Raw genomic sequence first — 26,433 nt, 5'->3', positions numbered from 1 at the left:
AATGAAAAGTGAAGAATGATAATTGAAAGCAGAAGGAATGGAGAATTGATATGAGGGTAAGTCTGGAGAATCTGAAGGATCGGGCCGGCTGGGAGAAAGCCGGTGTGCGCCTGCCGGCGTTTGATATCAGCGCTATGAAGCAGAAGACGGAAGAGGCGCCTATGTGGGTGCACTTCGGCGCGGGAAACATTTTCCGGGCGTTCATTGCCGTGCTGCAGCAGCGGCTGCTGGATGCCGGTCTTTCAGACCGGGGTATTATCGCCGCGGATACCTTTGACGTGGACAACATCCGGATGATTTACGGCGGATATGATAACCTGACACTGAGCGTGACCCTGAACGCGGACGCGACCATCGACAAGGAAATCGTGGCATCCGTTTCGGAAGCGGTGGTTGCCCAGCCCGGGGAACAGGCGGATTATGCCCGGCTGCTGCGGGCCTTTGCCGCCCCTTCTCTCCAGATGATCAGCTTTACGATTACTGAAAAGGGCTATGCCCTGCGACAGATTGACGGAAACTACCAGAAGGTGGTGGAAGAAGACCTGAAGAACGGACCGGAAAAGGCCCGCCATGCCATGACGATTGTAACAGCGCTGCTGTATCACCGGTACCAGAACGGGAAGCTTCCGCTGGCAGTGGTGAGCATGGACAACTGCAGCCACAACGGGGAAAAACTGCAGAGCAGTATCCTGGAGGTGGCCAAGGCCTGGCAGGTGAACGGCTTTGTACCGAAGGACTTTGTGAAGTGGCTTTCGGACGAAAGCCAGGTATCCTTCCCCTGGAGCATGATCGACAAGATTACGCCCAGGCCTGCTCCTGAGGTTCAGCGGATGCTTGAGGAAGCAGGCATTGAAGCTGTGGCTCCGCTGGAAACGCCCCGGGGGACTTTTGTGGCGCCGTTTGTGAACGCGGAGAAAGCCCAGTACCTGGTGGTGGAAGACAAGTTCCCCAACGGCCGTCCGCCTCTGGAAAAAGCCGGTGTGTATTTTACAGACCGGGAGACAGTGAACAAGACGGAACGGATGAAGGTGACCACCTGCCTGAACCCGCTGCATACCGCCCTTGCGGTTTATGGCTGCCTGCTGGGCTATACCCTGATCCGGGAAGAGATGAAGGACGAGGACCTGGTGAAGCTGATCCGCCGGCTGGGATACCAGGAAGGACTGCCGGTTGTGACGGATCCGGGAATCCTCAGCCCCAAAGCTTTCATTGACGAAGTGGTGGAGGAACGGCTGCCCAATCCCTTCATGCCTGACGCCCCGCAGCGGATTGCGACAGACACCTCCCAGAAGGTGGGAATCCGCTTCGGTGAAACCATCAAGAGCTACCTGGCGGAGAACCGTTCCATGGATCAGCTGGTAGCCCTGCCGCTGGCAATTGCGGGCTGGCTCCGGTATCTGCTGGGTGTGGATGACGCAGGCAATGCCATGCCATTGTCCGGAGATCCGCTGCTGGAGGAGCTGCGGGCCATGCTGTCCGGAATCGAGCTCGGAAAGCCTGAAACCTGCGGCGACAAGCTGAAACCGATTCTGTCCAATCCCATGATTTTCGGCAGCGACCTGACCCGGTGCGAACTGGGAGAACGGATTACCGGATACTTCCTGGAAGAAATCCAGGGTCCCGGCGCTGTACGTGAAACCCTGAAGAAAACACTGACCGACTGACAATCTGATTTTATCCTGGAGGAAAAGAAGATGGCACAGTTGAATTATCAGGTGCTGAAAGAGTCCGGATACGACGGATTTGTGCTGGAACAGGCACCGGAAAAGGTGATGCAGTTCGGCGAGGGGAATTTCCTTCGCGCCTTTGTGGACAATTTCATCGATATCGCAAATGAGAAAGCCGGGTTTAACGGAAAAGTGGTGCTGGTTCAGCCCATCGCCCAGGGCCTGACGGAACTGATCAATCAGCAGGAAGGCCTGTATACCCTGTATCTCCGGGGCAGCGAAAAGGGCGAGAAGGTGGACCAGAAACGGGTCATCTCCGCGGTAAGCCGGTGCATCAATCCCTATGAGAACTGGGAGAAGGTGCTGGAAACGGCCCGGAGCGGGGAACTTGAGATCATCGTTTCAAACACCACGGAAGCGGGTATTGTCCACGATACGGAGAGTACCTTTGACCAGGTGCCGCCGGTTTCATTCCCGGCCAAGCTGACCAGGGTGTTGTATGAACGGTTTACCGCCGGGCGGAAGGGTATCATCATGCTCAGCTGTGAACTGATCGACAACAACGGAAAAGAGCTGCTCCGCTGCGTGAACCAGTATATTGACGACTGGAAGCTGAGCGAGGATTTCCGACGCTGGGTGAATGAGGAGAATATCTTCTGTTCCACGCTGGTGGACCGGATCGTTCCCGGGCGGATCCGCGATCCCAAAGAGGTGGAAAGCCTGAACGCAAAGAACGGATACGAGGATCCGCTGACGGACGTGGGTGAGGTTTTCGGAATCTGGGTGATTGAAGGACCGCAGGAACTGGAGGACCGACTCCCGTTCAGGAAGGCCGGTGTGCCGGTAATCGTGGTACCGGACGTGACTCCCTATAAGAAACGCAAGGTACGAATCCTGAACGGCGCCCATACCGGTTTCGTACCCGGAGCCTATCTGGCCGGGTTTGACATTGTACGGGACTGCATGCATGATGATACCGTGCGTGGATATATGAACCGGATGCTGTATGAGGAAGTGATTCCGACCCTGCCCCTGGACAAAAAGGACCTGGAAGAGTTTGCACAGGCTGTGCAGGACCGGTTCAACAATCCTTTTGTCAATCATGAGCTGATGAGCATCAGCCTGAATTCCACCAGCAAATGGCGGGCACGGAATATGCCGACATTCCTGGACTATGTAAAGGAAAAGGGAAGCCTGCCGATCTGCCTGACGACCAGTTTCGCAGCATATGCCGCGTTCTACTCCAACGACGTACAGGCGCTGACGGAGCAGGGCTTGATTTGCCGCCGGCCGAAGGGCAACGAGTACACAGTGAGCGACGACCGGTATGTGCTGGAGTTTTTCTACAGCCATCGGAACGATTCTCCGGAGGAACTGATCCATGCAGTCATGACCAACACGGAAATGTGGGGAATGGACCTGACCACGGTGGCAGGCTTCGAAGAAGCCGCGGGCAGGATCCTGAAAACGATCCGGGAAGAAGGCGCACTGAAAGCATTCGGGGAATGCCTGGAATAATGCACAATGTACAATGCATAATGCATAATGAAATTCAGAATTCAGGGCTGTTACTCCCTGATTTATGACGATGCTTTGCATGGAGAAAGACATGAACGAAATGGTGCGGATTACGCCCCGGGATATGGTGGCGGTGGCACTGAAACCGCTGAAAGCCGGCGAAACCGTTTCCTGGGGAACCGGTAAGCTCACCCTGAAGGATGACCTGCCGATGGGCCATAAAGCGGCCCTGCGGGATATCCGGAAAGGGGAGGCGGTCATCAAGTACGGTTATCCTATCGGAGAAGCCACAGAGGATATTCCGGCAGGTGGGCACGTACATGTCCATAACCTGCATACGCTGCTGTCCGGGGAAAAAGAATATGAGTGGCATCCCGTGTATCCCCGGCAAGAAAAAGAAGAGCCGGTTTCCTTCATGGGGTATCCCCGGAAGAACGGGAAACCGGGCATCCGGAATGAACTGTGGATCCTGCCGACAGTGGGCTGCGTAAATGACGTGGCGAAGGCGCTGGCCCGGGAGGCGCAGAAACTGGCCGGCGGCGCGGTGGAGGGCGTGTATGCCTTCTCCCATCCATACGGATGCAGTCAGCTGGGAGATGACCAGGACAATACACGGAAAGTGCTGGCGGCGCTGGCAACACATCCCAATGCCGGCGGCGTGCTGCTGTTGGGACTGGGCTGCGAAAACAGCGGGATTGAACAGATCAAACCTTTCATGAAGGATTATGATGAAAGCCGGATCCGCTTCCTGGTGAGCCAGGACTGTGAGGATGAGCAGGAAGCGGGCATGAAGCTGCTGGAAGAACTGGCGGAATGGATGCGCCGGGATGAGCGGGTTCCCTGTCCGGCAGATCAGCTGACGATCGGCCTCAAGTGCGGCGGATCGGACGGGCTGTCCGGTATCACAGCCAACCCGGCAATCGGCGTATTCAGCGACAGGCTGACCGCTATGGGCGGAGCCACGATCCTGACTGAAGTGCCGGAAATGTTTGGCGCTGAGACTATCCTGATGGACCGGTGCGAGAGCGAGGAACTGTTCCGGAAAACCGTGGGTCTGATCAATGATTTCAAGGCGTACTTTGAGAGCTATCATATGCCGGTATATGAGAATCCTTCTCCGGGCAACAAGGCCGGCGGTATCACTACCCTGGAGGACAAGGCGCTGGGCTGCACCCAGAAGAGCGGAAGCTCGCCGGTGAAAGGCGTGCTGGCTTACGGAGAACAGGCGGTAACGGCGGGCCTGAACCTGCTTTCTGCACCGGGAAACGACCTGGTGGCTTCCACCGCCCTGGCGGTTTCAGGGGCACAGATGGTGCTCTTTTCCACCGGCAGGGGAACGCCTTTCGGCTGCCCTGTGCCGACGCTGAAGATTGCATCCAATACTCCGTTGGCACAGAAGAAACGGAACTGGATCGACTTTGACGCGGGAAGGCTGCTGACAGGCATGACGCTGGAAGAACTGGGCGGAGAACTGCTGGACACCGTGATGCGGATTGCTTCCGGTGAAAAGACCAGGGGAGAAATCAACGGGTTCCATGACCTGGCGATCTTCAAACAGGGAATAACGCTTTGATTTGAAAATCCTCAGATTTTCAAATCAAAGCAATGAAGAATGAAGAATTGAGAAAGTAATTCCAGATTAATCATTCATTATACTGACGGATATGTTGAGGGGGAGAAATTCGATGACAGAAATGATGAAGAAACTGAAGGGAATCGGTATTGTGCCGGTTGTGGTGCTGGACAGTGCTGAAGATGCGCTGCCGCTGGCGGAACGGCTGATGGCCGGCGGACTGCCCTGCGCGGAAGTGACCTTCCGGACCGCAGCGGCGGAGGAATCCATCCGGAGAATGGCCAAAGCCTTCCCGGAAATGATTATCGGCGCGGGCACCGTGCTGACCACGGAACAGGCGGACCGGGCGATTGACGCAGGCGCTACGTTTATTGTCAGCCCCGGATTTAATCCGAAGGTTACGGAGCATGTGCTGAAAAAGGGTGTTCCGATGACTCCCGGCGTATGCACTCCTACGGAGATTGAAGCAGCGCTGCAGTTTGACCTGGACGTGCTGAAGTTCTTCCCGGCGGAACCGGCCGGCGGCCTGAAGATGATCAAGGCCCTGGCGGCACCGTATGTAGGCCTGAACTTTATGCCCACCGGCGGCATCAACGCGGAGAATGTGCGGGATTACCTGTCTTATGACCGGATTGTGGCCTGCGGCGGCAGCTGGATGGTCAGCGGCAAGCTGGTGAAAGCCGGACAGTTCGATGAGATTGAACGGCTGGTTCGTGAAGCGGCCGGCATTGTGAAAGAAATCAGGGGGTAATGAATATGAACCTTAATCTGAAACCTGCTGAAGAGTGCCGCTATGACGCGGTATCCCTGGGTGAAATCATGTTGCGCCTGGATCCCGGTGAGGGCCGGATCCGGACTGCCCGGGAGTTTAAAGCCTGGGAAGGCGGCGGTGAATACAATGTGGTCCGTGGCCTGCACAAGTGCTTTGGCCTGAAGACCGGTGTGATTACTGCATTTGCGGACAATGAAGTCGGCAAACTGCTCAGGGACCTGATTGAACAGGGCGGCGTGGATACAGACCTGATCTGCTGGAAAAAGACGGACGGTATCGGCCGCGTCTGCCGGAACGGCCTGAACTTCACAGAGCGCGGATTCGGTATCCGGGGCGCGGTGGGGTGTTCTGACCGTGCCAACACAGCCATTTCCAAAGCTACTCCCGAAGACTTTGACTTCGACTATATCTTCGGCAAGCTGGGCGTCCGGTGGCTGCATACGGGCGGCATCTACGCGGCACTGTCCGAACAGAGCTGTGAGACCGTTATCGCCGCGTGCAAGACTGCGAAGAAATACGGCACCCTGATCTCCTATGACCTGAATTACCGGCCTTCCATGTGGTCCGCTATCGGTGGCCTGGAAAAAGCCCGGGAGGTTAACCGGGAAGTTGCCAAATATGTGGACGTGATGATCGGCAATGAAGAAGACTTTACCGCCTGCCTGGGATTCGAAATCGAGGGGAACGACGCAAACCTGAAGGAACTGAACCTGGACGGGTATTACAAGATGATCGCGGAAGCGGCGAAGCAGTACCCCAACTTCAAAGCCATCGCCACCACGCTGCGCACTGTCAAAACCGCTACGGTAAACGACTGGAAGGCGATCTGCTGGGCGGATGGAAACGTCTATATGTCAAAGGCTTTTGACAACCTGGAAATCCTGGATCGCGTGGGCGGCGGTGATTCCTTCGCCTCCGGCCTGATCTACGGCCTGATGACCACCGGTGATCCTGAACTGGCTGTCAATTACGGCGCGGCTCACGGCGCGCTGGCGATGACCACCCCCGGCGACACCAGCATGGCCAGCAAGGAAGAGGTTGAATCCATTATCAAAAACGGCAGCGCAAGGGTTAAAAGATAACGAACAATTAACAATGAATAATGAACAATGAACAATTATGAATGGTGTGCGTATGTGCAGGAAAGGAAATGTGAATGAAAGCGTTTCTGGACAAGGAGTTTTTGCTGAATACGGAAGCGGCGAAGAAGCTGTATCATGAAGCGGCGGAGAAACAGCCGATTATTGACTATCACTGCCATCTGAACCCCAGGGAGATCTGGGAGGACGTCCGTTATGAAAACATTACCCAGGTATGGCTGGGCGGAGACCACTACAAGTGGCGCCTGATGCGCTCCGCGGGTGTGCCGGAGAAGTACGTCACCGGTGACGCCTCTGACCGGGAAAAGTTTGACAAGTACGCGGAAGTACTGGGAAAGTCGATCGGCAATCCCCTGTATCACTGGAGCCACCTGGAGCTGCGCCGTTTCTTCGGCTATGAGGGTATCCTGAACAAGGACACTGCGGGGGAAGTCTGGGAACTGGCCAACGCGAAACTGCAGAGCGAAGGCTATTCCGCCCGGGGCCTGATCATGATGAGCAATGTGGATACAATCTGCACGACGGATGATCCGGCAGATACGCTGGAGTGGCATGAGAAGCTGGCGGCGGACAAAACCTTCCCGGTGACGGTACTGCCGGCCTGGCGTCCGGACAAGGCCATGAACCTGGAAAAGACAACCTGGCCGGAATACATTGCGCAGCTGGAAAAGGCAGCCGGTATGAAGATCGCATCCTTTGCCGACCTGAAGAATGCCCTGCACAAACGGCTGGATTTCTTTGCTGCCCACGGGTGCAAACTGAGCGACCATGGACTGAATTACGTCATGTACGCACCTGCGGACGAGGCGGAGGTTGAAAAGATCTTCCGGGAGCGGGTGGAAGGAAAACTGCCGGACGCTGAGGCGGAAGCCAAATTCAAGTGCGCCTTTATGATGGCCATGGCGGCTGAATACCGTGAACGGGGATGGGTGATGCAGCTGCACTACGGCTGCCGCCGGGATAACAACCCGGTGACCTTCCGCACAATGGGACCGGATACCGGTTTTGACTGTGTGGATAATACCGCCCCCAGTACCCAGACGGCTGCTTTCCTCGGCGCACTGGAGGATAAGGGCAAGCTGCCGAAAACGATCCTTTACAGCCTGAACACCAATGACAACGCGGCGATCGATACCATCCTGGGCTGCTTCCAGAACGATGAGGCCGTAGGCAAGATCCAGCACGGTTCCGCCTGGTGGTTCAACGATCACTTTGACGGGATGGTCGAACAGCTGAAGAGCCTGGCTTCCCTGGGATACCTGGCCGGATTTGTGGGTATGCTGACGGACAGCCGGAGCTTCCTGAGTTATCCCCGGCATGAATATTTCCGCCGGATTCTTTGCCGGGTCTTCGGAGAATGGGTGGAGGCAGGCTTCTATCCGGAAGATTATGACACCCTGAAGGAGATCGTGGCGGATATCAGCTACCGCAACGCAAAGCAGTACTTCGGCTTTGAAAGCAAGAAATAATCATTCCCTTCGGAAGAGAATGAAGCCCCCGGAATTATGGCGATTCCGGGGGTTTCTTCTTTGCTCCGGGAAGCCCGAAATTTGCTTTTTCCGCAGACAGTATCATATAATTATGCTGTAAGACAGCTCAATTGCAGGACGTGACAATCTATGAACCGAGGGGGAAACGAACATGAAACGAATCCTTGCGGTATTGCTGGCAGCGGTTATGCTGTGCGGGATAACAGCCCTGGCGAGCGAGCCGGACGGCTATGTGGCGACAGGCGGATGGATTATTGACCAGCAGACGTATTCCGGTACGTGGCAGCAGGCCTATCTGCAGATCCTGAACAATCATTCCGCGGCAATACATGCTTACCAGAACCGGACGATTGAATACTACCTCAGCGATGTTGTGATACAGGTGCCCTGTAAGCCGGTTTCCCTGGCGGATATCACCGGGGACGGCATTCCTGAACTGATTTTCATGGAAAAGGCGAACGAGGAACGGGGCGATCTGTACATCTATTCCACAAACGGTGCAGTCGTCAGGTGCGTGCTTTACGTGCCGGGTATTACCCGTATCGGATATGACGACGCGGGAATGAACTTTGATGTCTACCTGTCCTCAGCAAACGGCGGAACACTGGTGCTTGAATATGATGAGTTTGAATGGCCCTGGACCCTGCAGCTGACGCGGAACGCCTTCGGACAGTATACACTGCTGAATTACCTGCGGGCGGAATACGATAATTCCAACGAGGATAATGACAGGTTCTGGCAAAACGGCGGACTGATCAGCTACAATGATTACGAAAACATGCTTCAGACGCTGCGCAGCGGCAGGACAATGACCCTGTCCACCTATAACAATGGATGACGTCAGCCGCTATGGTTTTTCCCTGGACTGGGAGGGAGCAGCTTCCATCCTGAGCGGCAGCACGGTCACGGCAGCGCCGCAGGGCGGCCCCAAAGCAGACGGCGTGATGGGGCTGACCATTGATAAGCTGGCGACCCGTAAAGGCCCCGGGACGCAGTATGACGGCGGCGGTACCTACAGCGTGAAGAATCAGTGGATTAAGGTGCTGGCCAAGGCCTGGGACAGCCGGAATAATATCTGGTGGGTGAAGTGCGAGATTCCGTATCACGGGGAAATCCGGGTGCTGTGGACCGGGTGGAAGCGGTTTGATCATACGACGATAACGTTAGACGATTTGATGGAAGAGGTATGGGAATAAGATTTCCAAACCTCTTCCACAATGAAGAATGAAGAATGAAAAATGTAGAATGTTGGAGAAAACTGCTTCCATAAGGAAGCAGTTTTTTTGAATGAAGTGAAAAGTGATGAGTGAAGAGTGATCAGTGAAGAGTGAAGAGTGTTGCGACAGTCCGAAGTTTACAGGTCGTGACCGTAAACTTCGAACTGTCGCAAAGCAGGAAAAGCAGACGGGTCGTTGCTTTTGATGAGGCGCTCAAGGCGGAGCCAGCGAACGGTGCGTCCGCCCAGGTCGATCCACTGGCGGTCACCGGTTTTTTCCAGGGGGAAGGAAATGTCACTTCCATCTGACAGGACGACATGGCCGGCAGTCCAGTATGCGTCATGGGGGAAATCTGCCCGGAGGGTCAGTGCCATCTTTTCAGCGATGACCGGACGGCCCAGATCCAGCAGGCACCAGGCATCCTCCCGGGCACCGATGCCCCAGCTCTGGAAAGGCCATTCGCCGTGGAATGTATTCAGGCGAAGACCGTCAATCACATTGCGGGCACAGAAGCAGGCTTCATTTCGGGTCTCCACGTTGGCGGTGCAGTGGGGAAAGAAATCTGTATCGCCGCGCAGGTCGGCAGGGTTGCAGGCGACGTTCCGGATCCGGCAGAGCGTGTTGGCAGAGACTGCTGACGCAGTGATGATGTGGCGGGGAGACTCAAAGAGCCCCGGCGCATAGGCCAGACGGTGCTCTCCGCAGGGAACGGGCCAGGTCATCTTTTCATCCGGCAGATAAACCTCCCCGGAGGGCAGCGCCTGATCCATCTGAATCCTGAGATGCCGGCCGCCGGATATGCGGATGACATCCCCGGGCTGGTAGACCCGATCCACGGAAAGGAAAGCTTCCTCCGGATGCTCCGAGGAAGCAAGGACTGTGCCGTCAGCGGCCTGAACAAGAATCGTAATCATTACTGTTTATTCCTCCGGGATTACAGTTTGCGGAAACCCAGCTGCGCGCCGCAGCTTTCGCGGACGACGAGGGTGGCTTCCCGGACCATGGCAAAGGAACGGGAAGAGGATTCCCGGGCCAGCAGCAGCTCCCGTATGGCACTGCGGGCCATTTCCTCCGGGTGAAGATCCACCGAGGTCAGGGAAGGATCTGTATAGGCACAGAAGAACTGATTGTCGCAGCCGATGATTGCCATGTCATCGGGGAGCTTCAGCCCCATTTTCTTCAGCTGTTTCATAACACCGAGGGCTACCAGATCATTGAAGGTCACGATGGCGCTGGGCCAGCGGCTGCGATCCAGGCCGGAAAGCATCCGGAGAACGGCACGTTCACCACTTTCCATATCATAACCGGCGTCCACGTGGTAGGCGGGATCATCCGGCAGATCCATCAGCCGAAGCTGCTCCAGGAAGCCGACGCCCCGGCGGGAGGTATCCCGGCTGTGCATGGAGCCGCCGAGGAAGGCGATGCGCCGGTGCCCCAGGGTGTGGAGATGACGGATGGGAAGCCGGGAACAATTGACCAGGTCGCTCTGGATGCAGATGCATTCCAGCGAAACATCATCCGGGCAGATGGTGGCAACCGGCATATACTTGCCGAGCCGCTCCAGCGCGACGTTCAGGTCATCCCGGTCAGCCGACCAGATGCTTCCCGCGAACAGCACGCCGTCCATACGGCAGCGGATCAGTTCGTTAACAATCTCGGGTGAGATGGCCTGGTTTTCCATGGTCTGGAAGAGACGGACGCTGCATCCGTTCTTTTCCGCTTCCCAATAGGCGGCATCGAAAATCCGGTTGAAATACAGGTTGGACACGACGGGGAGGACCAGGGCCAGGGTGCGGGTGCGCCCGCCTTCCAGGTTCTGTGCGGAAAGGCTGGGGGTATAGTCATGAGCGTCAATGATCTGCTGGACCTTTACCCGGGTGGCCTCGCTGACGTGAGGGTCATGCCGGAAGACACGCGTGACCGTGGCGGTGGAGACTCCGGCCTCCCGGGCAATATCGTAAATGGTCACTTTTTTGCTCATCATTCTCACCTGTTTCTGATCTTTGTCAGCATGATACCATGACGGAATCTGAAAAGCAAGAAAAATGTTACCGATAACATATATTTTGTATCAGAAAAAACGATCAATTATGGGAAATAACACTTGACAATAAGGGATAAAAACCATAATATTTAGACAAAGACAGGGAAACGGAAAGGTAAACGGCATAGAGAACAGGATTTCGTATGCTCCAGGTCGTGAAACCGATAACATTCCCTAACAATGATTGAGGAGGAACCTATCATGAAGAAAATGCTGTCAGTACTGCTTGCCGTGATGCTGATGATGTCGCTGCTGGCCGTACCCGCCCTGGCCGAGGACCAGGTGCTGACCGTGGTGACATGGGATGCCACCACAACCCCTTACCTGATTGCCCAGAAGGATGCTTTTGAAGCCTCCCATCCCGGCGTCACCATCGAGTATGTGGACGTCGCTTCCCAGGATTACGCTGTGAAGGCGACCACCATGCTCGAAGGCGGAGACACGAGCGACATTTTCATGATCAAGGAAATTGACAACCTGATCAACTGGCAGGCTCAGGGCTTCGCAGCTCCGCTGGATACGAACGGATATGATATGTCCGGATTCGTAGGCACTGAAGTAAACTATGCCGTGGACGGTGTGCAGTATGCCATTCCGTTCCGCAGCGACTTCTGGGTGCTGTTCTACAACAAGGATCTGTTCGACGCTGCCGGTGTGGAACTGCCCACCAATGACATGACCTGGGATCAGTACGCTGAGCTGGCCAAGAAGATGACCGACAAGGATAAGGGCATCTACGGAACCCATTATCACACCTGGCTGTCCGCCGTGGTGAACTGGGCTGTGTGCGACGGCGTGAATACACTGGCTGACAAAAACTATGACGACCTGCTTTACTTCTACAAGCTGTATCAGGATCTGGAAGATTCCGGCGCCTGCATGAGCTATGCGGATCTGAAGGCCGCCGGCCTGCACTACTCCGCTGCTTTTGCCAACGGCAACATCGCCATGCTGCCCATGGGCTACTGGTACGTGTCCACGCTGATTGGCTACAACAAGGACGGCACCTGCAACTTCAACTGGGGCATCACCGCTGTTCCGCACGCTGAGGGCGTGGCCGCAGGTTCTTCCTTCGGCAACCTGACCGGTGCGATGATCAACGCCAAGTCCGAGAAGAAGGATCTGGCCTGGGAGTACATCTCCTGGCTGGGCGGCGTGGAAGGCGCCAAGGCTACGGCTTCCGTCGGTGCCCGTCCCGCGTGGGTTTCCGAAGAAGTGGCCGCCAGCATGTCTTCTGTGGAAGGCTTCCCGGCTGACGAGACCAGCAAGGGCGCCCTGCTGCCCGCCGCTGTGGCAATGGAATGGCCGGTGGCTGAAAAGGTCGCTGACATCAAGACGATCGTGAATGAAGAACACAGCATGATCATGGCTCGTGAAATCACCCCCGAAGAGGGTATCGAAGAGATGAACGAGCGGGTGGCTGAACTGTTCGAATAATCCCTGATCAGGATATAACCCCCAGGCAGGGAAGGCTGCTTGCCTTCCCTGCTTTTTTCAGAACACGGGAAAGGAAACGATGACACATGAGCCAGTCGGAAGTAAGAAAAGTCCGGTACAGGATGGGCAAGCTGGAAAGAAAGAATACGCTGGTGGCATATTCTTTCCTGGCGCCTAACTTTATCGGGTTTGCGGTCTTTACACTGGTGCCGGTGATCTGCGCCATTGCCCTGTCACTGTTTGAGTGGAACGGCGGAGACATCTCCAAGCTGAAGTTTGTCGGACTGGACAACTACGCGACGATCTTTGCCACGAAAAAGGTGGCGGAGAAAGGCCTTGCTTACTTTTTTAACCGGGCGGACCTGGGCATCGCATTGAAAAACACGGTGTATTATACGGTGGTTACCGTACCGCTGACGATTATATGCGCACTGGCGCTGGCGCTGCTGCTGAACAAAATCAGGGGCGCGGTGTTCTTCCGGACCGTTTTCTTCTTTCCCTATGTTTCCTCGATGGTGGCGATCTGCGTCTGCTGGTCCTTCATGCTGATGAAGGACGGCCCGGTGAACCAGATCATCATGGCACTGGGAATCAACTTCAACAAAGGCTGGACGGCGGACAGCACGATGGCCATCTGGTCCATCATCCTGGTAAGCGTATGGCGGAACATGGGATACTACATGGTTCTTTACCTGGCCGCCTTGCAGGGGATTCCCCGTGAACTGATGGAAGCGGCTACAGTGGACGGCGCAAATAAGTGGCAGCAGTTCTGGCATGTGACACTGCCGCAGCTGAAACCCACCACCTTCTTTGTTTCCGTGATGATGGTGATTTCCTGCTTCAAAATCTACGACGTGGTGGCTATCATGACGGACGGAGGTCCCGGCCGGGCAACCAAGATGCTGGTGACCTACATCTATGACGAGGCCTTCATCAAGGTACGGTACGGCCAGGCCAGCGCCATTTCCATGGTGCTGCTTGTGATCGTGCTGCTTGTGACGATTATCCAGTTCGGCTCCGAGAAGAAGTTCTCGAATGACTGAGAAAGGAGGAGATGAATCATGGAAACGGCTGTTCACAGCAGGGAAATCCGGAAGGATAACCAGACACTGCATAAGATTCTGAGAAGCATCATCTGGATTCTGCTGATCCTGCTGACTGCCTTCACGCTGATTCCCTTTGTGTGGATGATCTCCTCCTCGCTGAAGCTGGACAGGGAAGTATTTGCTTTCCCGCTGCGCTGGATTCCGGAGACCTTTCACTGGGAGAACTACTCCCTGATCTGGCAGAAGGTGCCGCTGGTAACTTATTTTAAAAATACCGCGTTTATCGCGATTGTGGTCACGCTGCTCCAGACGCTGACCTCCTCCTTCGCGGCTTATGCATTCGCGAAACTGAATTTCCGCGGGAGAGACGTGCTTTTCCTTTGCTATATCGGCACGATCGCGGTGCCTTGGCAGGCCTACATGCTGCCCCAGTTCATCATGATGCGGTCCATCGGATTGTATGATACGCTGTGGGCCATGGTTGTGCTGCAGGCGTTCTCGGCGTTCGGCGTGTTCCTGATGCGGCAGTTCTACCGTTCAATTCCCACTGAGCTTTGCGAGGCGGCGAGGCTGGACGGACTGAGCGAATACGGTATCTGGGCGCGCATTATGCTGCCGCTTTCCAAGGCGGCCATCGCGACACTGGTGATCTTCACGTTTGTAAACACCTGGAACGATTATATGGGCCCGATGATTTACCTGACCCGGGATATCAACAAGACGGTGCAGGTGGGCCTGCGGCGCTTTATCCAGGAAAACTCCAGCGATTATCACCTGATCATGGCGGCGTCACTCTGTTCGCTGCTGCCGGTATCGGTGGTATTCCTGTGCCTGCAGCGGTATTTCATTGAAGGGATCGCCACCTCAGGACTGAAGGGCTGATCCGGGAGGCTAAAATGCTGACAGCTTTCTTACGGGAGCATCCGATGCGCGAACTGCTGAAGGGCGGAACGCGCAGGCTGTATCCGCCGGCTGAAGACCGTAAGGCCTGGGACGGAATCCCGGCGGGATACAGGAGGGAAATCCGGAAAATGGCGGAGGATTACGCGAAGACGGATTATCCGCTCCGCACTGTGTCAGGGTTCCTGGCTTTTGTCCGGATCGGTGACCGGCAGGCGGATGAAAAGCCGTATTTTACCCGCCGTCGGAAACTCTGTGCCGCCGTGATGAACTGCTGCGCCTTTCCGGATGCGGAAATGGATGACGTTCTGAACGGAATCTGGCTTCTGTGCGAGGAAAGCAGCTGGGTGATCAGCGCGCATAACGTTAACCCGATTCCGGGAGCACCAAAGGCAGCGGAATATCCGCTGCCGGACGTCCGGAAACCCTATATTGATCTGTTCAGCGCTCAGACCGGTATGATCCTGGCACTGACAACGTCGCTGCTGGGAAAACGGCTGGACGCTGTTTCACAGATGATTCGGAAACGGATCACAGAGGAGATCCGGAGGCGGATCCTGCGTCCGTTTATGAAGACGGATGATTTCTGGTGGATGGGAGTCCGGCGGAAGGATCTGAACAACTGGACGCCGTGGATTCTGTCCAACATTATGGTGTGCGCTGTGCTGGATCCTATGCCAGCAGGAAACCTGTCGACATTACTGACCCGTGCGTGCGGGATGCTGGACCGCTATATCGCGATCCTGCCGGAGGACGGCGGATGCGATGAGGGAGCAGGTTACTGGAACATGGCCGGCGGCGCGTTGCTGGACTGCCTGACGCTGCTGGAAACTGTTACGGGAGGCCGGATGACCTTCCGGGAGAATGAAAAGATCCGGAATATCCTGCGGTTCCCGTTGACGATGGAGATGGGGAACGGCTGGTTTGCCAATTTTGCGGACTGCGACGCCCGTCCCTTTATCAGCGGGGAACGGATGGAAACAGCAGGACGGATGCTGAAGGATCCGGCGCTCACCGTACTGGGAACGCGGATGCGGGGGACCATTGCGGATCAGCTGAACGACGTACCGCACCTGACCCGGGCACTTGACCTGATTTTCCATGTACCAGCCGATGAAACAGACCTGAGTGCCGATAAACCGGAGGATGCGTATCTGCCGGATCTGCAGGTGCGACTGGTCCGCCGGGACAGATGGACGCTTGCCTGCAAGGGCGGACACAACGGAGAAAGCCACAACCATAATGATATCGGCTCCTTTATCCTTTTCCTGGACGGAGAACCGGAGGTAGTGGACGCAGGCAATATGGTCTATACCGCAAAGACGTTCTCGGAAGAACGCTATACGCTGTGGAACGTCCGGGCGGAATGGCATAACCTGCCGGTGATCGGCGGGCATGAACAGCGGGAGGGCGCAGAGCATACGGCCCGGAATGTGAGCATGACGCCGGACGGCATGGAAATGAACCTGGAAGCCGCTTATGACGAAAAAGCAGGTATCCGGGAACTGAAACGCAGCTTCACGCTGACAAAGGGCGGCCTGAAGCTGACAGATGCAGGAAGCCTTCGAAAAGGACAGGAGATTACCTGGATCTTCCTGCTGCGCAGGAAGCCGGTATGGGAAAACGGACAGGTCAGGGCGGGGAACCTGATCATCCGCTGCCCGGAGGGACTGGAATATACAGCAGAAGAAAAACCGGTGACAGATCCGCGGATGGCCCGCAGCTGGCCGGGAAGCCTCTGGCGGATCAGACTGAAGAGCGAAAAGCTGGAACGATTCCGGATGACATTTGAGTTTGCAGCAGCGGACCGGGAGGCGTCGAAATGAACGGAACAAACGATTCCCTGCGTACACGGCGGGAACTGGTGCAGGCGGCAACGGCAATCCTGCAGCCCCTGACATCCTGCATGACGCCGGGAAAGGCCCGGATTTACGTCGGCAACGGATCCGCCCATTATGCCGAAGACGTGGCCGGAATGGAATGTTGGAGCAGGGCACTGTGGGCACTGGTTCCGATGCTGATGGGGAAGTGCCCTGAAGCGGAGGCCCTCTGGCCGCTGTGGCAGGAAGGCATGATCCACGGAACGGATCCGGGACATGAGGAGTACTGGGGGACTATCCGTGACTATGACCAGCGGATGGTGGAAATGGCTGTCATCGGATGTGGCCTGTGCTTTGTGCCTGAATATTTCTGGAATCCGCTGAATGAAAGCCAGCGGCAGCATCTGTATGACTGGCTGAATCAGATCAACCTGTATGACATGCCGAAAAACAACTGGCGGTTCTTCCGGATCCTGGTGAACATCGGCTTCCTGAAAAACGGAATGCCGGTGGATGAAGACCGGATGCGGGAAGATATGGATCTCATGGAAAGTCACTATACCGCCGACGGCTGGTATTTTGACTATCCGACCAAACGGGATTATTACACGCTGTGGGGTTTTCATTTCTACAGCCTGCTGTATGCAGCGGTGATGGACAGGGAAGACCCGGAAAGATGTGTCCGGATCCGGGAAAGGGCGGCGCTGATTGCACCGAGATTCGCCTGCTGGTTTGACCGGGAGGGAAGGGGCCTGCCTTACGGAAGAAGCCTGACCTACCGCTTCTGCCAGAGCTCCTTCTGGGCAGCGGCGGCTTTTGCCGGGGTGGAATGCCGTACGCCGGACATCGGACAGATGAAGCATCTGCTGCTGAACAACCTGCGGTTCTGGCTGAACCGGCCGATCTTTGACCGGGGCGGCGCCCTGACTGTGGGATACGGTTACCCCAACCTGTGTGCGGCGGAAGGATACAACGCGCAGGGATCTCCCTACTGGGCGCTGAAAACCTTCTGGATCCTGGCACTGCCGGAGGAACATGCCTTCTGGCAGGCAGAAGAGAAAGAGTACCTGCCGCCGGAGCGCTTCCTGGATGAACAGGTACGGCTGCTGCTGACACGCGATCCGGAAAACCGGCAGGTGGTGGCGTATACAGCGGGCAATCATGCCTGGGAGCATATGCACGAGGACGAGAAATACGAAAAGTTTGCGTATTCGTCCCAGTTCGCTTTCTCCGTGGCAAAAGAGGAATCCGCGCTGAACCGGGGCGCCTATGACAGCATGCTGGCGGTGCGCGCCGAAGGCCGGGACTTATGGCATGTGCGCAGCGGCTGCGAAAAATACCGGCTGGCGGAAGACCGGATTTCATTCACCTGGAGCCCGATGAACGGGGTGACGATTGACACGGTGATTGTCCCGGCCGGCATGTGGCATGTGAGGAGACATGTCATCCGTACAGACGTTACCCTGGAAGCGGCGGAAGGAGCATTTTCCGTGCCCCGGGACTGGGCGGGGGCAAGGCCCTGTGACCGGATCAGCACAACTACAAATGCAGGCGAAGGATATGCCGCGGCTGCGGGTGAACGGGGAACAAGCATGATCTATGGCCTGGAAGGCTATGCGAAGGGGGAAGTCATCGTGACCGAACCCAATACAAACCTGATGGAACCGCGGTGTGTGCTGCCGACGCTGCACAGCCGGCTGGAACCGGGTGAACATAAACTTCTGTGCGCGGTGTACGCTGATGCCGGGAGCAATCTGCCGGACGGAATACCCGAGGAGGTAAAAAAACTTGCTGGAACGCTATGAAGAAGCACTGAGCCGGATCGCCGGAAAATACAGGAAAACCGCGGAAGCGGCAGCAGAGGCCGGGATTATTCCTTACCAGAGCGCGGGCGGGAAATGGATCACCAGTCCCTATGACGGGAACAGCTGGTGGACCGGAGGATTCTGGCCGGGCCTGATGTGGCAACTGTGGGTGCTGACAGGAGACAGTTTCTTCCGGCAAGAGGCACGCCGGGCTGAAAAACTGCTGACGGAGGAGTTCCGTTCCTTCCGGCTGCTGAACCATGACGTTGGTTTTATGTACCTGCTGTCCTGCGGAGCGGACGCCAAGCTGACAGGGGACGCACAGGCGGAGACAGATACACTGCATGCAGCCTCCCTGCTGATGGGACGGTTTAATCCTGCGGGATTCATCCGGGCATGGAACGAGCCGGAACGGACGGGATATGCCATTATTGACTGTATGATGAACCTGAACCTGCTGTATCGTGCCAGCCGGGATACGGATGATCCGCGGTTCAGGCTGACGGCAAAAATCCACGCCGACACAACCCTGCGGGAATTCCTGCGGGAGGACGGATCGGTAAGCCATATTATTGAGTTTGATCCGGAAAGCGGAAAGCGGATCCGGGAACACGCGGGGCAGGGCTGCGCACTGGGAAGCCAGTGGAGCCGGGGACAGGCCTGGGGCCTGTACGGATTTGCGCTGGCCGGGCGGCATCTGAAGGATGTGAAGTACACAGAGGCGGCGAGGAAAATCGCCGGAAACTTCACAGCACATATCCGGGAGGACGGCCTGACAGACTGCGACTTCTGCCAGCCGGCGGAGGAGGAACGGATTGACAATATTGCCGGGGCGATCGCGGCCTGCGGCCTGCAGGAACTGGCGTCGCTGACCGGTGAAGACACCTGGAACCAGCATGCGGAACGGCTGATTGACGGAATGCTGGAACACTGTGCGGATTGGGGAAATGAACACTGCGGCATTCTCACCCGCTGCACGGCAAGCTACCATGACGACGGAGCCGGACGGCATACCAATATAACCTACGGAGATTATTTCCTGGTGGAAGCACTGATGAAGTTCTGCGGCAAGGATCCGGAACTGTGGAGCTGAGACAGGAAGGACGGAGAAAAAGATGAGTACACTATATCCGCAGAATAACGCGTCCAGAATGACGATAGACCTGGGCGGCGTATGGGATTTCCGCTTTCAGGGCGATGAAAGCTGGCAGCCGATCGCGGTGCCTGCTTCCTACAATGACCAGAGCCCGGATCCCCGGTTCCGGAACCGGGCGGGGATCACGGAATACCGCCGGAAGATTACCCTGCCGGCGGCCTGGAAGGGAATGCGGGTCTGCCTGCGTTTTGACGCGGCGGCACATAATGCCCGGATTTTGCTGAACGGGAAGGAAATCGGTTTTCACAGGGGCGGATTCCTGCCCTTTGAGGTGGAACTGAACGGCCTGATGAGACCCGGTGAAACGGCAGAACTGACGGTGGAGACGGACAACCGGATCAATCATGATACCCTGCCGATCGGTACGGAGGGAGAAACCGCCTTCTTTGGTTCAGACAACCCCGGAATACCGGCGGTGGAAGCCGGCAAGAGGATGCAGCAGGAACGCGGGATCAACCGTCCGGCTTTTGACTTCTTCAACTATACGGGTATCCAGCGGCCGGTACGGCTTGTTGCGACACCCCGGAAGTATATCCGGGATATTACCCTGGTGCCCTCCCTGAACGGGGCGGTGCGTTTCAGCGTGGAAACGGCGGGCACAGATGCGCCTGTCCATGTGGAAATCCTGGACGCGGAAGGCATATCCGTTGCAAGGTGCGACGGATGGGAGGGGATCCTGCAGATTCCGGAACCCCGCCTGTGGGAACCCTGGCCGGGCACACCCTACCTGTATACCGCCAGGATTACCTATGGGGACGACCTGTATGAGCAGCCCTTCGGCATCCGGGAGGTCAAGGTGGAAGGCACGCGCTTCCTGATCAACGGGAAACCTTTCCGCTTCCACGGACCGTGCAAGCATGAGGACAGCCCTTTCCACGGCCGGGGAACGGATCCATGCCTGAACGTGACGGATATCAACCTTTACCACTGGCTGAATGCCAACTGCTTCCGTACCAGCCACTATCCCTACGCGGAGGAAATGTACCAGCTGTGCGACCGGGAAGGTATTGTCATCGTGGATGAAACGCCAGCGGTAGGCATGTGGGCCAGTGAACAGTATGGATGGAACCTGGCGGACTACCATCTACAGGTACTGAAGGACATGATCGCGCGGGACAAGAACCATCCCTGCGTGGTGATGTGGAGCCTGGGCAATGAACCGGACACGGACAGCCAGCCTGAAAAAGCATATGAATACTGGCATCCCCTGTATGAAGCTGCCCACCGGCTGGACCCGCAGGACAGACCGGTTACGGTGGTTGGATGCCAGAACCGGTATGACCGGGATAAAGTCATTTGTTCCATGGACGTTGTGTTGATCAACCGGTATTACGGGTGGTATAATTTGTCCGGTGATCTTGAGGCAGCAAAATACGCGTTCCGGACGGAGCTGGAATGGTGGGAAACACAGCATAAACCGGTCATTCTCTCCGAGTATGGAGCGGATACAATCGCCGGCCTGCACGGCGCGGTGGCGGAGATGTTCACGGAAGAGTACCAGGTGGCGTTCTATGAGGCAATGAGCGAGTGCCTGGATGAACGGGATTTCGTGATCGGCGAGATGCCCTGGAACTTCGCGGACTTTGCCACCTGCCAGGGCCCCATGCGCGTGGGCGGAAACCGGAAGGGGCTGTTTACCCGGGACCGCAGGCCCAAGATGGCGGCTCACTGGTTCAGGGAAAGATGGAAAAATCTCTGACAGGCCGACGGGATCAGAATCAAACAGAATGATTATTCCACAGGAATAGTATGGAGGAAAAGAAAATGGATATTCGGTACAGCTGCAACCAGAAAGACTTTAAGCGTTATACCACAGAGGAAGTCCGGAAGGAGTTCCTGATCGAGAAGCTGTTTGAAGCGGATCAGGTTACGGCGGTTTACAGCCACGTGGACCGGATGGTGACGCTAGGCGTGATGCCGGTGAATGAGAAGGTTTCCATCGACAAGGGCATTGATATCTGGCACAACTTCGGCACGGAATACTTCCTGGAACGCCGGGAGTGCGGCATGTTCAACGTGGGCGGCGCCGGACGGGTGATCGCGGACGGAAAACTGTACGTGCTGGGTTACAAAGACTGCCTGTACCTGACCCGGGGAGCGAAGGAAGTGTACTTTGAGAGCGCGGATCCGGCGCAGCCCGCCAAGTTCTATATCGTTTCCGCTCCGGCTCACTGCAGTTATGAAAACAAGCTGATCAAGATCGCTGACGCCGCAAAGAAACCCTGCGGCGACGCGGCGACCAGCAACAAACGGGTGATTAATCAGTTCATCCATCCCTCCGTACTGAAAACCTGCCAGCTGAGCATGGGCATGACCGTGCTGGAAACCGGCAGCGTCTGGAACACAATGCCGGCCCATACCCATGAACGCCGGATGGAAGTGTATTTCTACTTTGAAGTGCCGAAGGACAACGTGGTCTTCCACATGATGGGCGAAGGACAGGAAACCCGGCATATCGTGATGCAGAATGAACAGGCGGTCATTTCTCCCTCCTGGTCCATTCACGCGGGCGCGGGAACCAGCAACTATACGTTTATCTGGGCTATGGGCGGTGAGAACCAGGCCTTTGACGACATGGACAATATTCCGACCACGGAACTGAAATAAAGAGGAGAACAGTCAGATGGATATGAACAGTTTCAGCCTGAAAGGCAAAATTGCCTGGATTACGGGCGCCAGCTACGGCATCGGATTTGCCATCGCGGAGGCTTATGCCGCGGCGGGGGCAACCATTGTGTTCAATGATATCAACCAGGAACTGGTGGACAAGGGCCTGAAGTCCTATGCCGAGAAGGGCATTGACGCCAAGGGCTACGTCTGCGACGTGACCAATGAGGAAGCGGTCCGGGCCCTGGTGAAGCAGATTGAAACGGAAATCGGCGTGATCGATATCCTGGTGAACAACGCCGGCATCATCCGCCGGATCCCCATGATTGAGATGAGCGCGGAAGAATTCCGGAAAGTCATCGACGTGGACCTGAACGCTCCGTTCATCTGCGCCAAGGCGGTGATTCCGTCCATGATCTCCAAGGGACACGGTAAAATCATCAACATCTGCAGCATGATGAGCGAACTGGGACGGGAAACCGTTTCCGCCTACGCTGCAGCCAAGGGCGGCCTGAAGATGCTGACCCGGAATATCTGCTCTGAATACGGCGAGCATAACATCCAGTGCAACGGCATCGGACCTGGCTATATCGCCACGCCCCAGACAGCTCCGCTGCGGGAAAAGCAGCCGGACGGCAGCCGCCATCCCTTTGATCAGTTTATCATCGCCAAGACGCCGGCGGCCCGCTGGGGAACGCCCGAGGACCTGCAGGGTCCCGCGGTATTCCTGGCTTCCGACGCGAGCAATTTCGTGAACGGCCATATCCTGTATGTGGATGGCGGAATCCTGGCGTACATCGGAAAACAGCCCTGAGAAGACAATCTGAAAACCGCCCGGAGGCCTTCCGGGCGTTTTCACTATGGGTGAACCGCGGGCGGGAAATGACAGCCTGCGGAACAGACTGACAGACGGAAGGAACACAGCCCTATGAAAAAATATCTGGCCATCGACATCGGCGCGTCTTCCGGACGGCATATTGTCGGCTGGAAGGAAGACGGAGAGCTGAAAACCGAGGAAGTTTACCGCTTTCCGAACGGTGCCGTGGAACAGGACGGACATCTGACCTGGGATATTGACGCCCTGGAGAAACACGTCCGGACCGGCATCGACGAAGCGATGAAGATTTATCCGGAAATCGGGAGCCTTTCAGTTGATACCTGGGGTGTGGATTATGTGCTGATGAAGGGCGGCGAACCTGTTTTGCCCTGTTACGCCTACCGGGACAGCCGGACGGAAACGGCTATTCCCAAAGTCCATGAGCAGATGAGCTTTTCGGACCTTTACCGGCGTACGGGGATCCAGTTCCAGCCTTTCAATACCATTTACCAGCTTTACGCAGACAAGCTGGCAGGACGGCTGGATGAAGCCGACAGCTTCCTGATGATTCCGGAGTACCTGATGTACAGGCTCAGCGGCGCGGAGAGCCATGAGTATACCAATGCGACCACCGGCGGCATGGTCAGCGCGGAAACCGGTGAATACGATCCGGAGATTATCCGGACCCTGGACCTGCCCGGGCGGTTTTTCAGGCCCCTGCAGCGGCCGGGCAGCGTGATCGGTGAATACAGGGGAATCAAGGTGATGCTGTGTGCCACCCATGATACAGGCAGCGCGGTGGAGGGAATCCCCATGGAGGGGAATGAACTCTATATTTCTTCCGGCACCTGGTCCCTGCTGGGAGTCAAAACGCCGAAGCCGCTGACGGACGCAGGAAGTGAAGCTGCCAACTACTCCAATGAAGGCGGCGTAGGCTATAACCGGTACCAGAAAAACATCATGGGTATGTGGCTGGCGAACAGGCTGCGCAGCGAACTGTGCCCGGAAAAACCGTGGGATGAAATCACGGCGGAAGCAGAAGAGAAACACTTCGATCACCTGGTGGATGTGAACGATCCGGTTTTCCTTGCCCCGGAGAGCATGAAAGCAGCGTTTGATTCCAAACTGCCCCATCCCCCGAAATGTACGGCAGGATATTTCCGGTGCGCATACCGGTCCCTGGCGGACGGATACCGCAGGGCGATCGAGGAAATAGAACAGAATACAGGCAACCGGTACCGGAGGCTGTACATTGTGGGCGGCGGGGCCAAGAACAAATACCTGAACCGGCTGACGGAAGAAGCCACCGGCAAGCAAGTGACCGCACTGCCTATCGAGGCGACGGCGCTGGGGAACATCATGATCCAGATCAAAAACGGAGGAGAAAAAGCATGAGCTACGAAGAAGCAAAAAAGCGCTATGCGGCTATCGGCGTTGATGCCGGCGCAGCCATTGAAAAACTGAAAAAAGTGCCCGTGTCGCTGCATTGCTGGCAGGGAGACGACGTACGGGGCTTTGATACTGATCCGAGCAAGCCGCTGACGGGCGGCATCCAGACCACAGGGAACTATCCGGGTCGGGCCGGTACACCGGAGGAGCTGATGGCGGACCTGGACAAGGTGCTGAGCCTGATTCCCGGCACGCCGAAGATGAACCTGCATGCCAGCTACGCGATCTTTGAAAACGGCGAATGGGCGGACCGGGATAAGCTGGAGCCGAAACATTTCAGAAAATGGGTGGAGTTCTGCAAGGAACGCGGCCTGGGCTGTGACTTTAATCCCACCTTCTTCTCCCATCCGATGTGTGATCCACTGACACTGTCCAGCCCGAATGAAGAAACCAGGAAGTTCTGGATTGAGCACGGCAAAGCCTGCATCCGTATCAGCAGTTACCTGGCGGAAGAACTGGGCAAGCCTTGCGTGATGAATATCTGGACCGGCGACGGGTTCAAGGATATTCCCGCCGACCGGATGGGACCGCGGGTACGCTACCGTGAATCCATTGACGAAATCCTGAAGGAGCCCTATGACTTCAAAAAAGTAAAGCCCTGCATTGAAAGCAAGGTTTTCGGCATCGGCGTGGAAGCTTATACGGCAGGCAGCGCGGAATTCGCCCTTTCCTACGCGGCAATGAATATGGACAAGTGCATTCCGCTGATGGACAACGGTCACTATCACCCCACGGAAGTGGTCAGCGACAAGATTCCTGCCCTGCTGGCCTTCTTCCCGGAAATTGCGCTGCATGTAACCCGGCCGATCCGCTGGGACAGCGACCATGTGGTGCTGTTTGACGATGAAACAAAGGAAATCGCCCGGGAGATCGTCCGCTGCGGCGGGCTGGACGGCCGGGTGAATATTGCCCTCGACTACTTTGACGCAAGCATCAACCGGATTTCCGCCTGGGTGACGGGATACCGGAACCTGCAGAAGGCGCTCCTGTATGCCCTGCTGCAGCCCAATGATGAAATGAAGTCCCTGCAGGATGCGGGAGAGTTCAGCAAGCTGATGGTGATGCAGGAAGAACTGAAAACCATGCCCTTCGGCGAGATCTGGGACGAGTACTGCCGGAGCTGCGGCAAGCCGGCTGACGGTGAATGGTTCCCGCAGATTGAGGAATATGAGAAGAAAGTACTGGTGAGGCGGAAATGAAAAATATCCTGGAAGCGCCCTTTATGGTGGAAATGATCCGCACGACGACCAACATGTATAACCAGGGCTGGGACGAACGCAACGGCGGGAATATCAGCCTGATGCTGGATGCGGCGGAAATCGCCGGATACCTGGATACGGGAAAGGCGCTGCGCACAATCCCGACTGGCTTCACCGCTCCGGAACTGGACGGGAAGTGTTTCCTGGTGACGGGAACCGGCAAGTACTTCAAGAATGTGCAGTATGCCCCGGAAGTCAATCTCGGCATTGTCCGGCTGAAGGAGCAGGGACAGCAGGCTGACCTGCTGTGGGGCTATGCGGACGGCGGGCAGTTTACCAGCGAGTTTCCGGCCCATATGATGAGCCATGTGGCACGGCTGAAGGTTAACCCGGAAAACAGGGTGGTGATGCACTGCCATCCCGCGAACCTGCTGGCGATGACCTACGTCCATGACCTGGACGAGAAGCAGTTTACCCGGACCCTGTGGCAGATGTGCACCGAGTGTGTGGTGGTTTTCCCGGACGGGGTGAATGTGCTGCCCTGGATGCTGTGCGGCACAAACGAGATCGGCGAAGCAACGGCAGAAAAAATGAAGACCGCAAGGCTGGTGGTCTGGAGCCAGCACGGTATTTACGGCGCGGGCAAAGACCTGGATGAGACCTTCGGCCTGATCGAAACCGCGGAAAAAGCCGCGGAAATCTATATGAAGATCGCCCATCTTCCGAGAATCAACACGATTACGGATGAGCAGATGCATTTGCTGGAGAAGCGTTTCAACATCAAAGCAAGGGAAGGCTACCTGGACTAAACGGGGA

General features: G+C 56.4%; 22 protein-coding genes. 20 read left to right on the top strand and 2 right to left on the bottom strand.

Translation table 11 applies throughout. The features are described from left to right. Positions 1–50 precede the first annotated feature (50 nt). From JRC49_04860 to JRC49_04825, 8 genes are all read left to right on the top strand, one after another. Positions 51–1,664, top strand: coding sequence for a mannitol dehydrogenase family protein (locus tag JRC49_04860; protein ID QTE72153.1), 1,614 nt, complete (start codon positions 51–53; stop codon positions 1,662–1,664). Positions 1,665–1,694: 30 nt separating this feature from the next. Continuing rightward, positions 1,695–3,185: a tagaturonate reductase gene (locus JRC49_04855; protein QTE72152.1), complete on the top strand. Its 1,491-nt coding sequence runs from the start codon at positions 1,695–1,697 to the stop codon at positions 3,183–3,185. 91 nt (positions 3,186–3,276) lie between these two features. Then, complete coding sequence (locus JRC49_04850) at positions 3,277–4,758, top strand: altronate dehydratase (protein ID QTE72797.1); 1,482 nt, start codon at positions 3,277–3,279, stop codon at positions 4,756–4,758. 112 nt (positions 4,759–4,870) lie between these two features. Continuing rightward, positions 4,871–5,509 carry a bifunctional 4-hydroxy-2-oxoglutarate aldolase/2-dehydro-3-deoxy-phosphogluconate aldolase gene (locus JRC49_04845; protein QTE72151.1) on the top strand — a complete coding sequence of 213 codons (639 nt, stop codon included), beginning with the start codon at positions 4,871–4,873 and terminating at the stop codon, positions 5,507–5,509. Between the two features lie 5 nt (positions 5,510–5,514). Continuing rightward, complete coding sequence (locus JRC49_04840; GenBank protein QTE72150.1) at positions 5,515–6,612, top strand: sugar kinase; 1,098 nt, start codon at positions 5,515–5,517, stop codon at positions 6,610–6,612. Between the two features lie 74 nt (positions 6,613–6,686). Then, positions 6,687–8,099: a glucuronate isomerase gene (gene uxaC / locus JRC49_04835; protein ID QTE72149.1), complete on the top strand. Its 1,413-nt coding sequence runs from the start codon at positions 6,687–6,689 to the stop codon at positions 8,097–8,099. A 172-nt stretch (positions 8,100–8,271) separates the two neighbouring features. Further along, positions 8,272–8,958: a hypothetical protein gene (locus tag JRC49_04830; protein ID QTE72148.1), complete on the top strand. Its 687-nt coding sequence runs from the start codon at positions 8,272–8,274 to the stop codon at positions 8,956–8,958. Beyond that, positions 8,951–9,316, top strand: coding sequence for a hypothetical protein (locus JRC49_04825; GenBank protein QTE72147.1), 366 nt, complete (start codon positions 8,951–8,953; stop codon positions 9,314–9,316). Before JRC49_04830 ends, JRC49_04825 begins: the two co-directional genes overlap by 8 nt. Positions 9,317–9,474: 158 nt before the next feature. Here JRC49_04825 and JRC49_04820 read toward each other — a convergent pair whose 3' ends face one another. Both JRC49_04820 and JRC49_04815 read right to left on the bottom strand, forming a co-directional pair. Further along, a complete protein-coding gene (locus JRC49_04820) occupies positions 9,475–10,251 on the bottom strand; it encodes a carbohydrate-binding protein (GenBank protein ID QTE72146.1) in 777 nt (258 codons plus the stop codon). A 20-nt stretch (positions 10,252–10,271) separates the two neighbouring features. Further along, positions 10,272–11,318 (bottom strand): LacI family DNA-binding transcriptional regulator, encoded by a 1,047-nt coding sequence (locus tag JRC49_04815; protein QTE72145.1) that lies wholly within the window; start codon positions 11,316–11,318, stop codon positions 10,272–10,274. A 264-nt stretch (positions 11,319–11,582) separates the two neighbouring features. On the opposite strand from JRC49_04815, the gene JRC49_04810 reads away from it, so the two are divergent. From JRC49_04810 to rhaD, 12 genes are all read left to right on the top strand, one after another. Continuing rightward, on the top strand, positions 11,583–12,818 hold the full coding sequence (locus JRC49_04810; protein QTE72144.1) for a sugar ABC transporter substrate-binding protein: 1,236 nt from the start codon (positions 11,583–11,585) through the stop codon (positions 12,816–12,818). Positions 12,819–12,904: 86 nt separating this feature from the next. Further along, a complete protein-coding gene (locus JRC49_04805; protein QTE72143.1) occupies positions 12,905–13,861 on the top strand; it encodes a sugar ABC transporter permease in 957 nt (318 codons plus the stop codon). Positions 13,862–13,879: 18 nt separating this feature from the next. Beyond that, positions 13,880–14,746, top strand: a complete 867-nt coding sequence (locus JRC49_04800; GenBank protein QTE72142.1) for a carbohydrate ABC transporter permease — start codon at positions 13,880–13,882, stop codon at positions 14,744–14,746. Between the two features lie 14 nt (positions 14,747–14,760). After that, on the top strand, positions 14,761–16,590 hold the full coding sequence (locus JRC49_04795) for a heparinase II/III family protein (GenBank protein ID QTE72141.1): 1,830 nt from the start codon (positions 14,761–14,763) through the stop codon (positions 16,588–16,590). Next, on the top strand, positions 16,587–18,389 hold the full coding sequence (locus tag JRC49_04790) for a DUF2264 domain-containing protein (GenBank protein ID QTE72140.1): 1,803 nt from the start codon (positions 16,587–16,589) through the stop codon (positions 18,387–18,389). Before JRC49_04795 ends, JRC49_04790 begins: the two co-directional genes overlap by 4 nt. Beyond that, positions 18,373–19,482, top strand: a complete 1,110-nt coding sequence (locus JRC49_04785; GenBank protein QTE72139.1) for a glycoside hydrolase family 88 protein — start codon at positions 18,373–18,375, stop codon at positions 19,480–19,482. The genes JRC49_04790 and JRC49_04785 overlap by 17 nt, the downstream gene beginning before the upstream one ends. Positions 19,483–19,504: 22 nt before the next feature. Further along, on the top strand, positions 19,505–21,244 hold the full coding sequence (gene uidA / locus JRC49_04780; GenBank protein ID QTE72138.1) for a beta-glucuronidase: 1,740 nt from the start codon (positions 19,505–19,507) through the stop codon (positions 21,242–21,244). A gap of 65 nt (positions 21,245–21,309) precedes the next feature. Continuing rightward, positions 21,310–22,152 carry a 5-dehydro-4-deoxy-D-glucuronate isomerase gene (kduI, locus tag JRC49_04775; GenBank protein QTE72137.1) on the top strand — a complete coding sequence of 281 codons (843 nt, stop codon included), beginning with the start codon at positions 21,310–21,312 and terminating at the stop codon, positions 22,150–22,152. A 22-nt stretch (positions 22,153–22,174) separates the two neighbouring features. After that, positions 22,175–22,966 carry a gluconate 5-dehydrogenase gene (locus tag JRC49_04770; protein QTE72796.1) on the top strand — a complete coding sequence of 264 codons (792 nt, stop codon included), beginning with the start codon at positions 22,175–22,177 and terminating at the stop codon, positions 22,964–22,966. A 114-nt stretch (positions 22,967–23,080) separates the two neighbouring features. Next, positions 23,081–24,364, top strand: a complete 1,284-nt coding sequence (locus tag JRC49_04765) for a rhamnulokinase (GenBank protein QTE72136.1) — start codon at positions 23,081–23,083, stop codon at positions 24,362–24,364. Further along, the gene (locus tag JRC49_04760) at positions 24,361–25,617 is read left to right on the top strand and encodes an L-rhamnose isomerase (protein QTE72135.1); all 1,257 of its coding nucleotides are present in this window, start codon (positions 24,361–24,363) and stop codon (positions 25,615–25,617) included. Before JRC49_04765 ends, JRC49_04760 begins: the two co-directional genes overlap by 4 nt. Next, a complete protein-coding gene (rhaD, locus tag JRC49_04755) occupies positions 25,614–26,426 on the top strand; it encodes a rhamnulose-1-phosphate aldolase (protein QTE72134.1) in 813 nt (270 codons plus the stop codon). The genes JRC49_04760 and rhaD overlap by 4 nt, the downstream gene beginning before the upstream one ends. The last annotated feature ends 7 nt before the right edge of the window (positions 26,427–26,433 follow it).

The sequence above is a fragment of the Clostridiales bacterium FE2011 genome, from assembly GCA_017569305.1.
GTDB lineage: Bacteria > Bacillota > Clostridia > Christensenellales > Aristaeellaceae > Aristaeella.
The sequence above is the reverse complement of the archived record's forward strand: the minus strand, read 5'-3'. Positions and strand labels throughout refer to the sequence as shown.

Bases quoted from the DNA above. Each gene is read 5' to 3' on its own strand.
- JRC49_04860 (QTE72153.1), top strand. From the start codon at position 51: ATGAGGGTAAGTCTGGAGAATCTGAAGGATCGGGCCGGCTGGGAGAAA.
- JRC49_04855 (QTE72152.1), top strand. From the start codon at position 1,695: ATGGCACAGTTGAATTATCAGGTGCTGAAAGAGTCCGGATACGACGGA.
- JRC49_04850 (QTE72797.1), top strand. From the start codon at position 3,277: ATGAACGAAATGGTGCGGATTACGCCCCGGGATATGGTGGCGGTGGCA.
- JRC49_04845 (QTE72151.1), top strand. From the start codon at position 4,871: ATGACAGAAATGATGAAGAAACTGAAGGGAATCGGTATTGTGCCGGTT.
- JRC49_04840 (QTE72150.1), top strand. From the start codon at position 5,515: ATGAACCTTAATCTGAAACCTGCTGAAGAGTGCCGCTATGACGCGGTA.
- uxaC (QTE72149.1), top strand. From the start codon at position 6,687: ATGAAAGCGTTTCTGGACAAGGAGTTTTTGCTGAATACGGAAGCGGCG.
- JRC49_04830 (QTE72148.1), top strand. From the start codon at position 8,272: ATGAAACGAATCCTTGCGGTATTGCTGGCAGCGGTTATGCTGTGCGGG.
- JRC49_04825 (QTE72147.1), top strand. From the start codon at position 8,951: ATGGATGACGTCAGCCGCTATGGTTTTTCCCTGGACTGGGAGGGAGCA.
- JRC49_04820 (QTE72146.1), bottom strand. From the start codon at position 10,251: ATGATTACGATTCTTGTTCAGGCCGCTGACGGCACAGTCCTTGCTTCC.
- JRC49_04815 (QTE72145.1), bottom strand. From the start codon at position 11,318: ATGAGCAAAAAAGTGACCATTTACGATATTGCCCGGGAGGCCGGAGTC.
- JRC49_04810 (QTE72144.1), top strand. From the start codon at position 11,583: ATGAAGAAAATGCTGTCAGTACTGCTTGCCGTGATGCTGATGATGTCG.
- JRC49_04805 (QTE72143.1), top strand. From the start codon at position 12,905: ATGAGCCAGTCGGAAGTAAGAAAAGTCCGGTACAGGATGGGCAAGCTG.
- JRC49_04800 (QTE72142.1), top strand. From the start codon at position 13,880: ATGGAAACGGCTGTTCACAGCAGGGAAATCCGGAAGGATAACCAGACA.
- JRC49_04795 (QTE72141.1), top strand. From the start codon at position 14,761: ATGCTGACAGCTTTCTTACGGGAGCATCCGATGCGCGAACTGCTGAAG.
- JRC49_04790 (QTE72140.1), top strand. From the start codon at position 16,587: ATGAACGGAACAAACGATTCCCTGCGTACACGGCGGGAACTGGTGCAG.
- uidA (QTE72138.1), top strand. From the start codon at position 19,505: ATGAGTACACTATATCCGCAGAATAACGCGTCCAGAATGACGATAGAC.
- kduI (QTE72137.1), top strand. From the start codon at position 21,310: ATGGATATTCGGTACAGCTGCAACCAGAAAGACTTTAAGCGTTATACC.
- JRC49_04770 (QTE72796.1), top strand. From the start codon at position 22,175: ATGAACAGTTTCAGCCTGAAAGGCAAAATTGCCTGGATTACGGGCGCC.
- JRC49_04765 (QTE72136.1), top strand. From the start codon at position 23,081: ATGAAAAAATATCTGGCCATCGACATCGGCGCGTCTTCCGGACGGCAT.
- JRC49_04760 (QTE72135.1), top strand. From the start codon at position 24,361: ATGAGCTACGAAGAAGCAAAAAAGCGCTATGCGGCTATCGGCGTTGAT.
- rhaD (QTE72134.1), top strand. From the start codon at position 25,614: ATGAAAAATATCCTGGAAGCGCCCTTTATGGTGGAAATGATCCGCACG.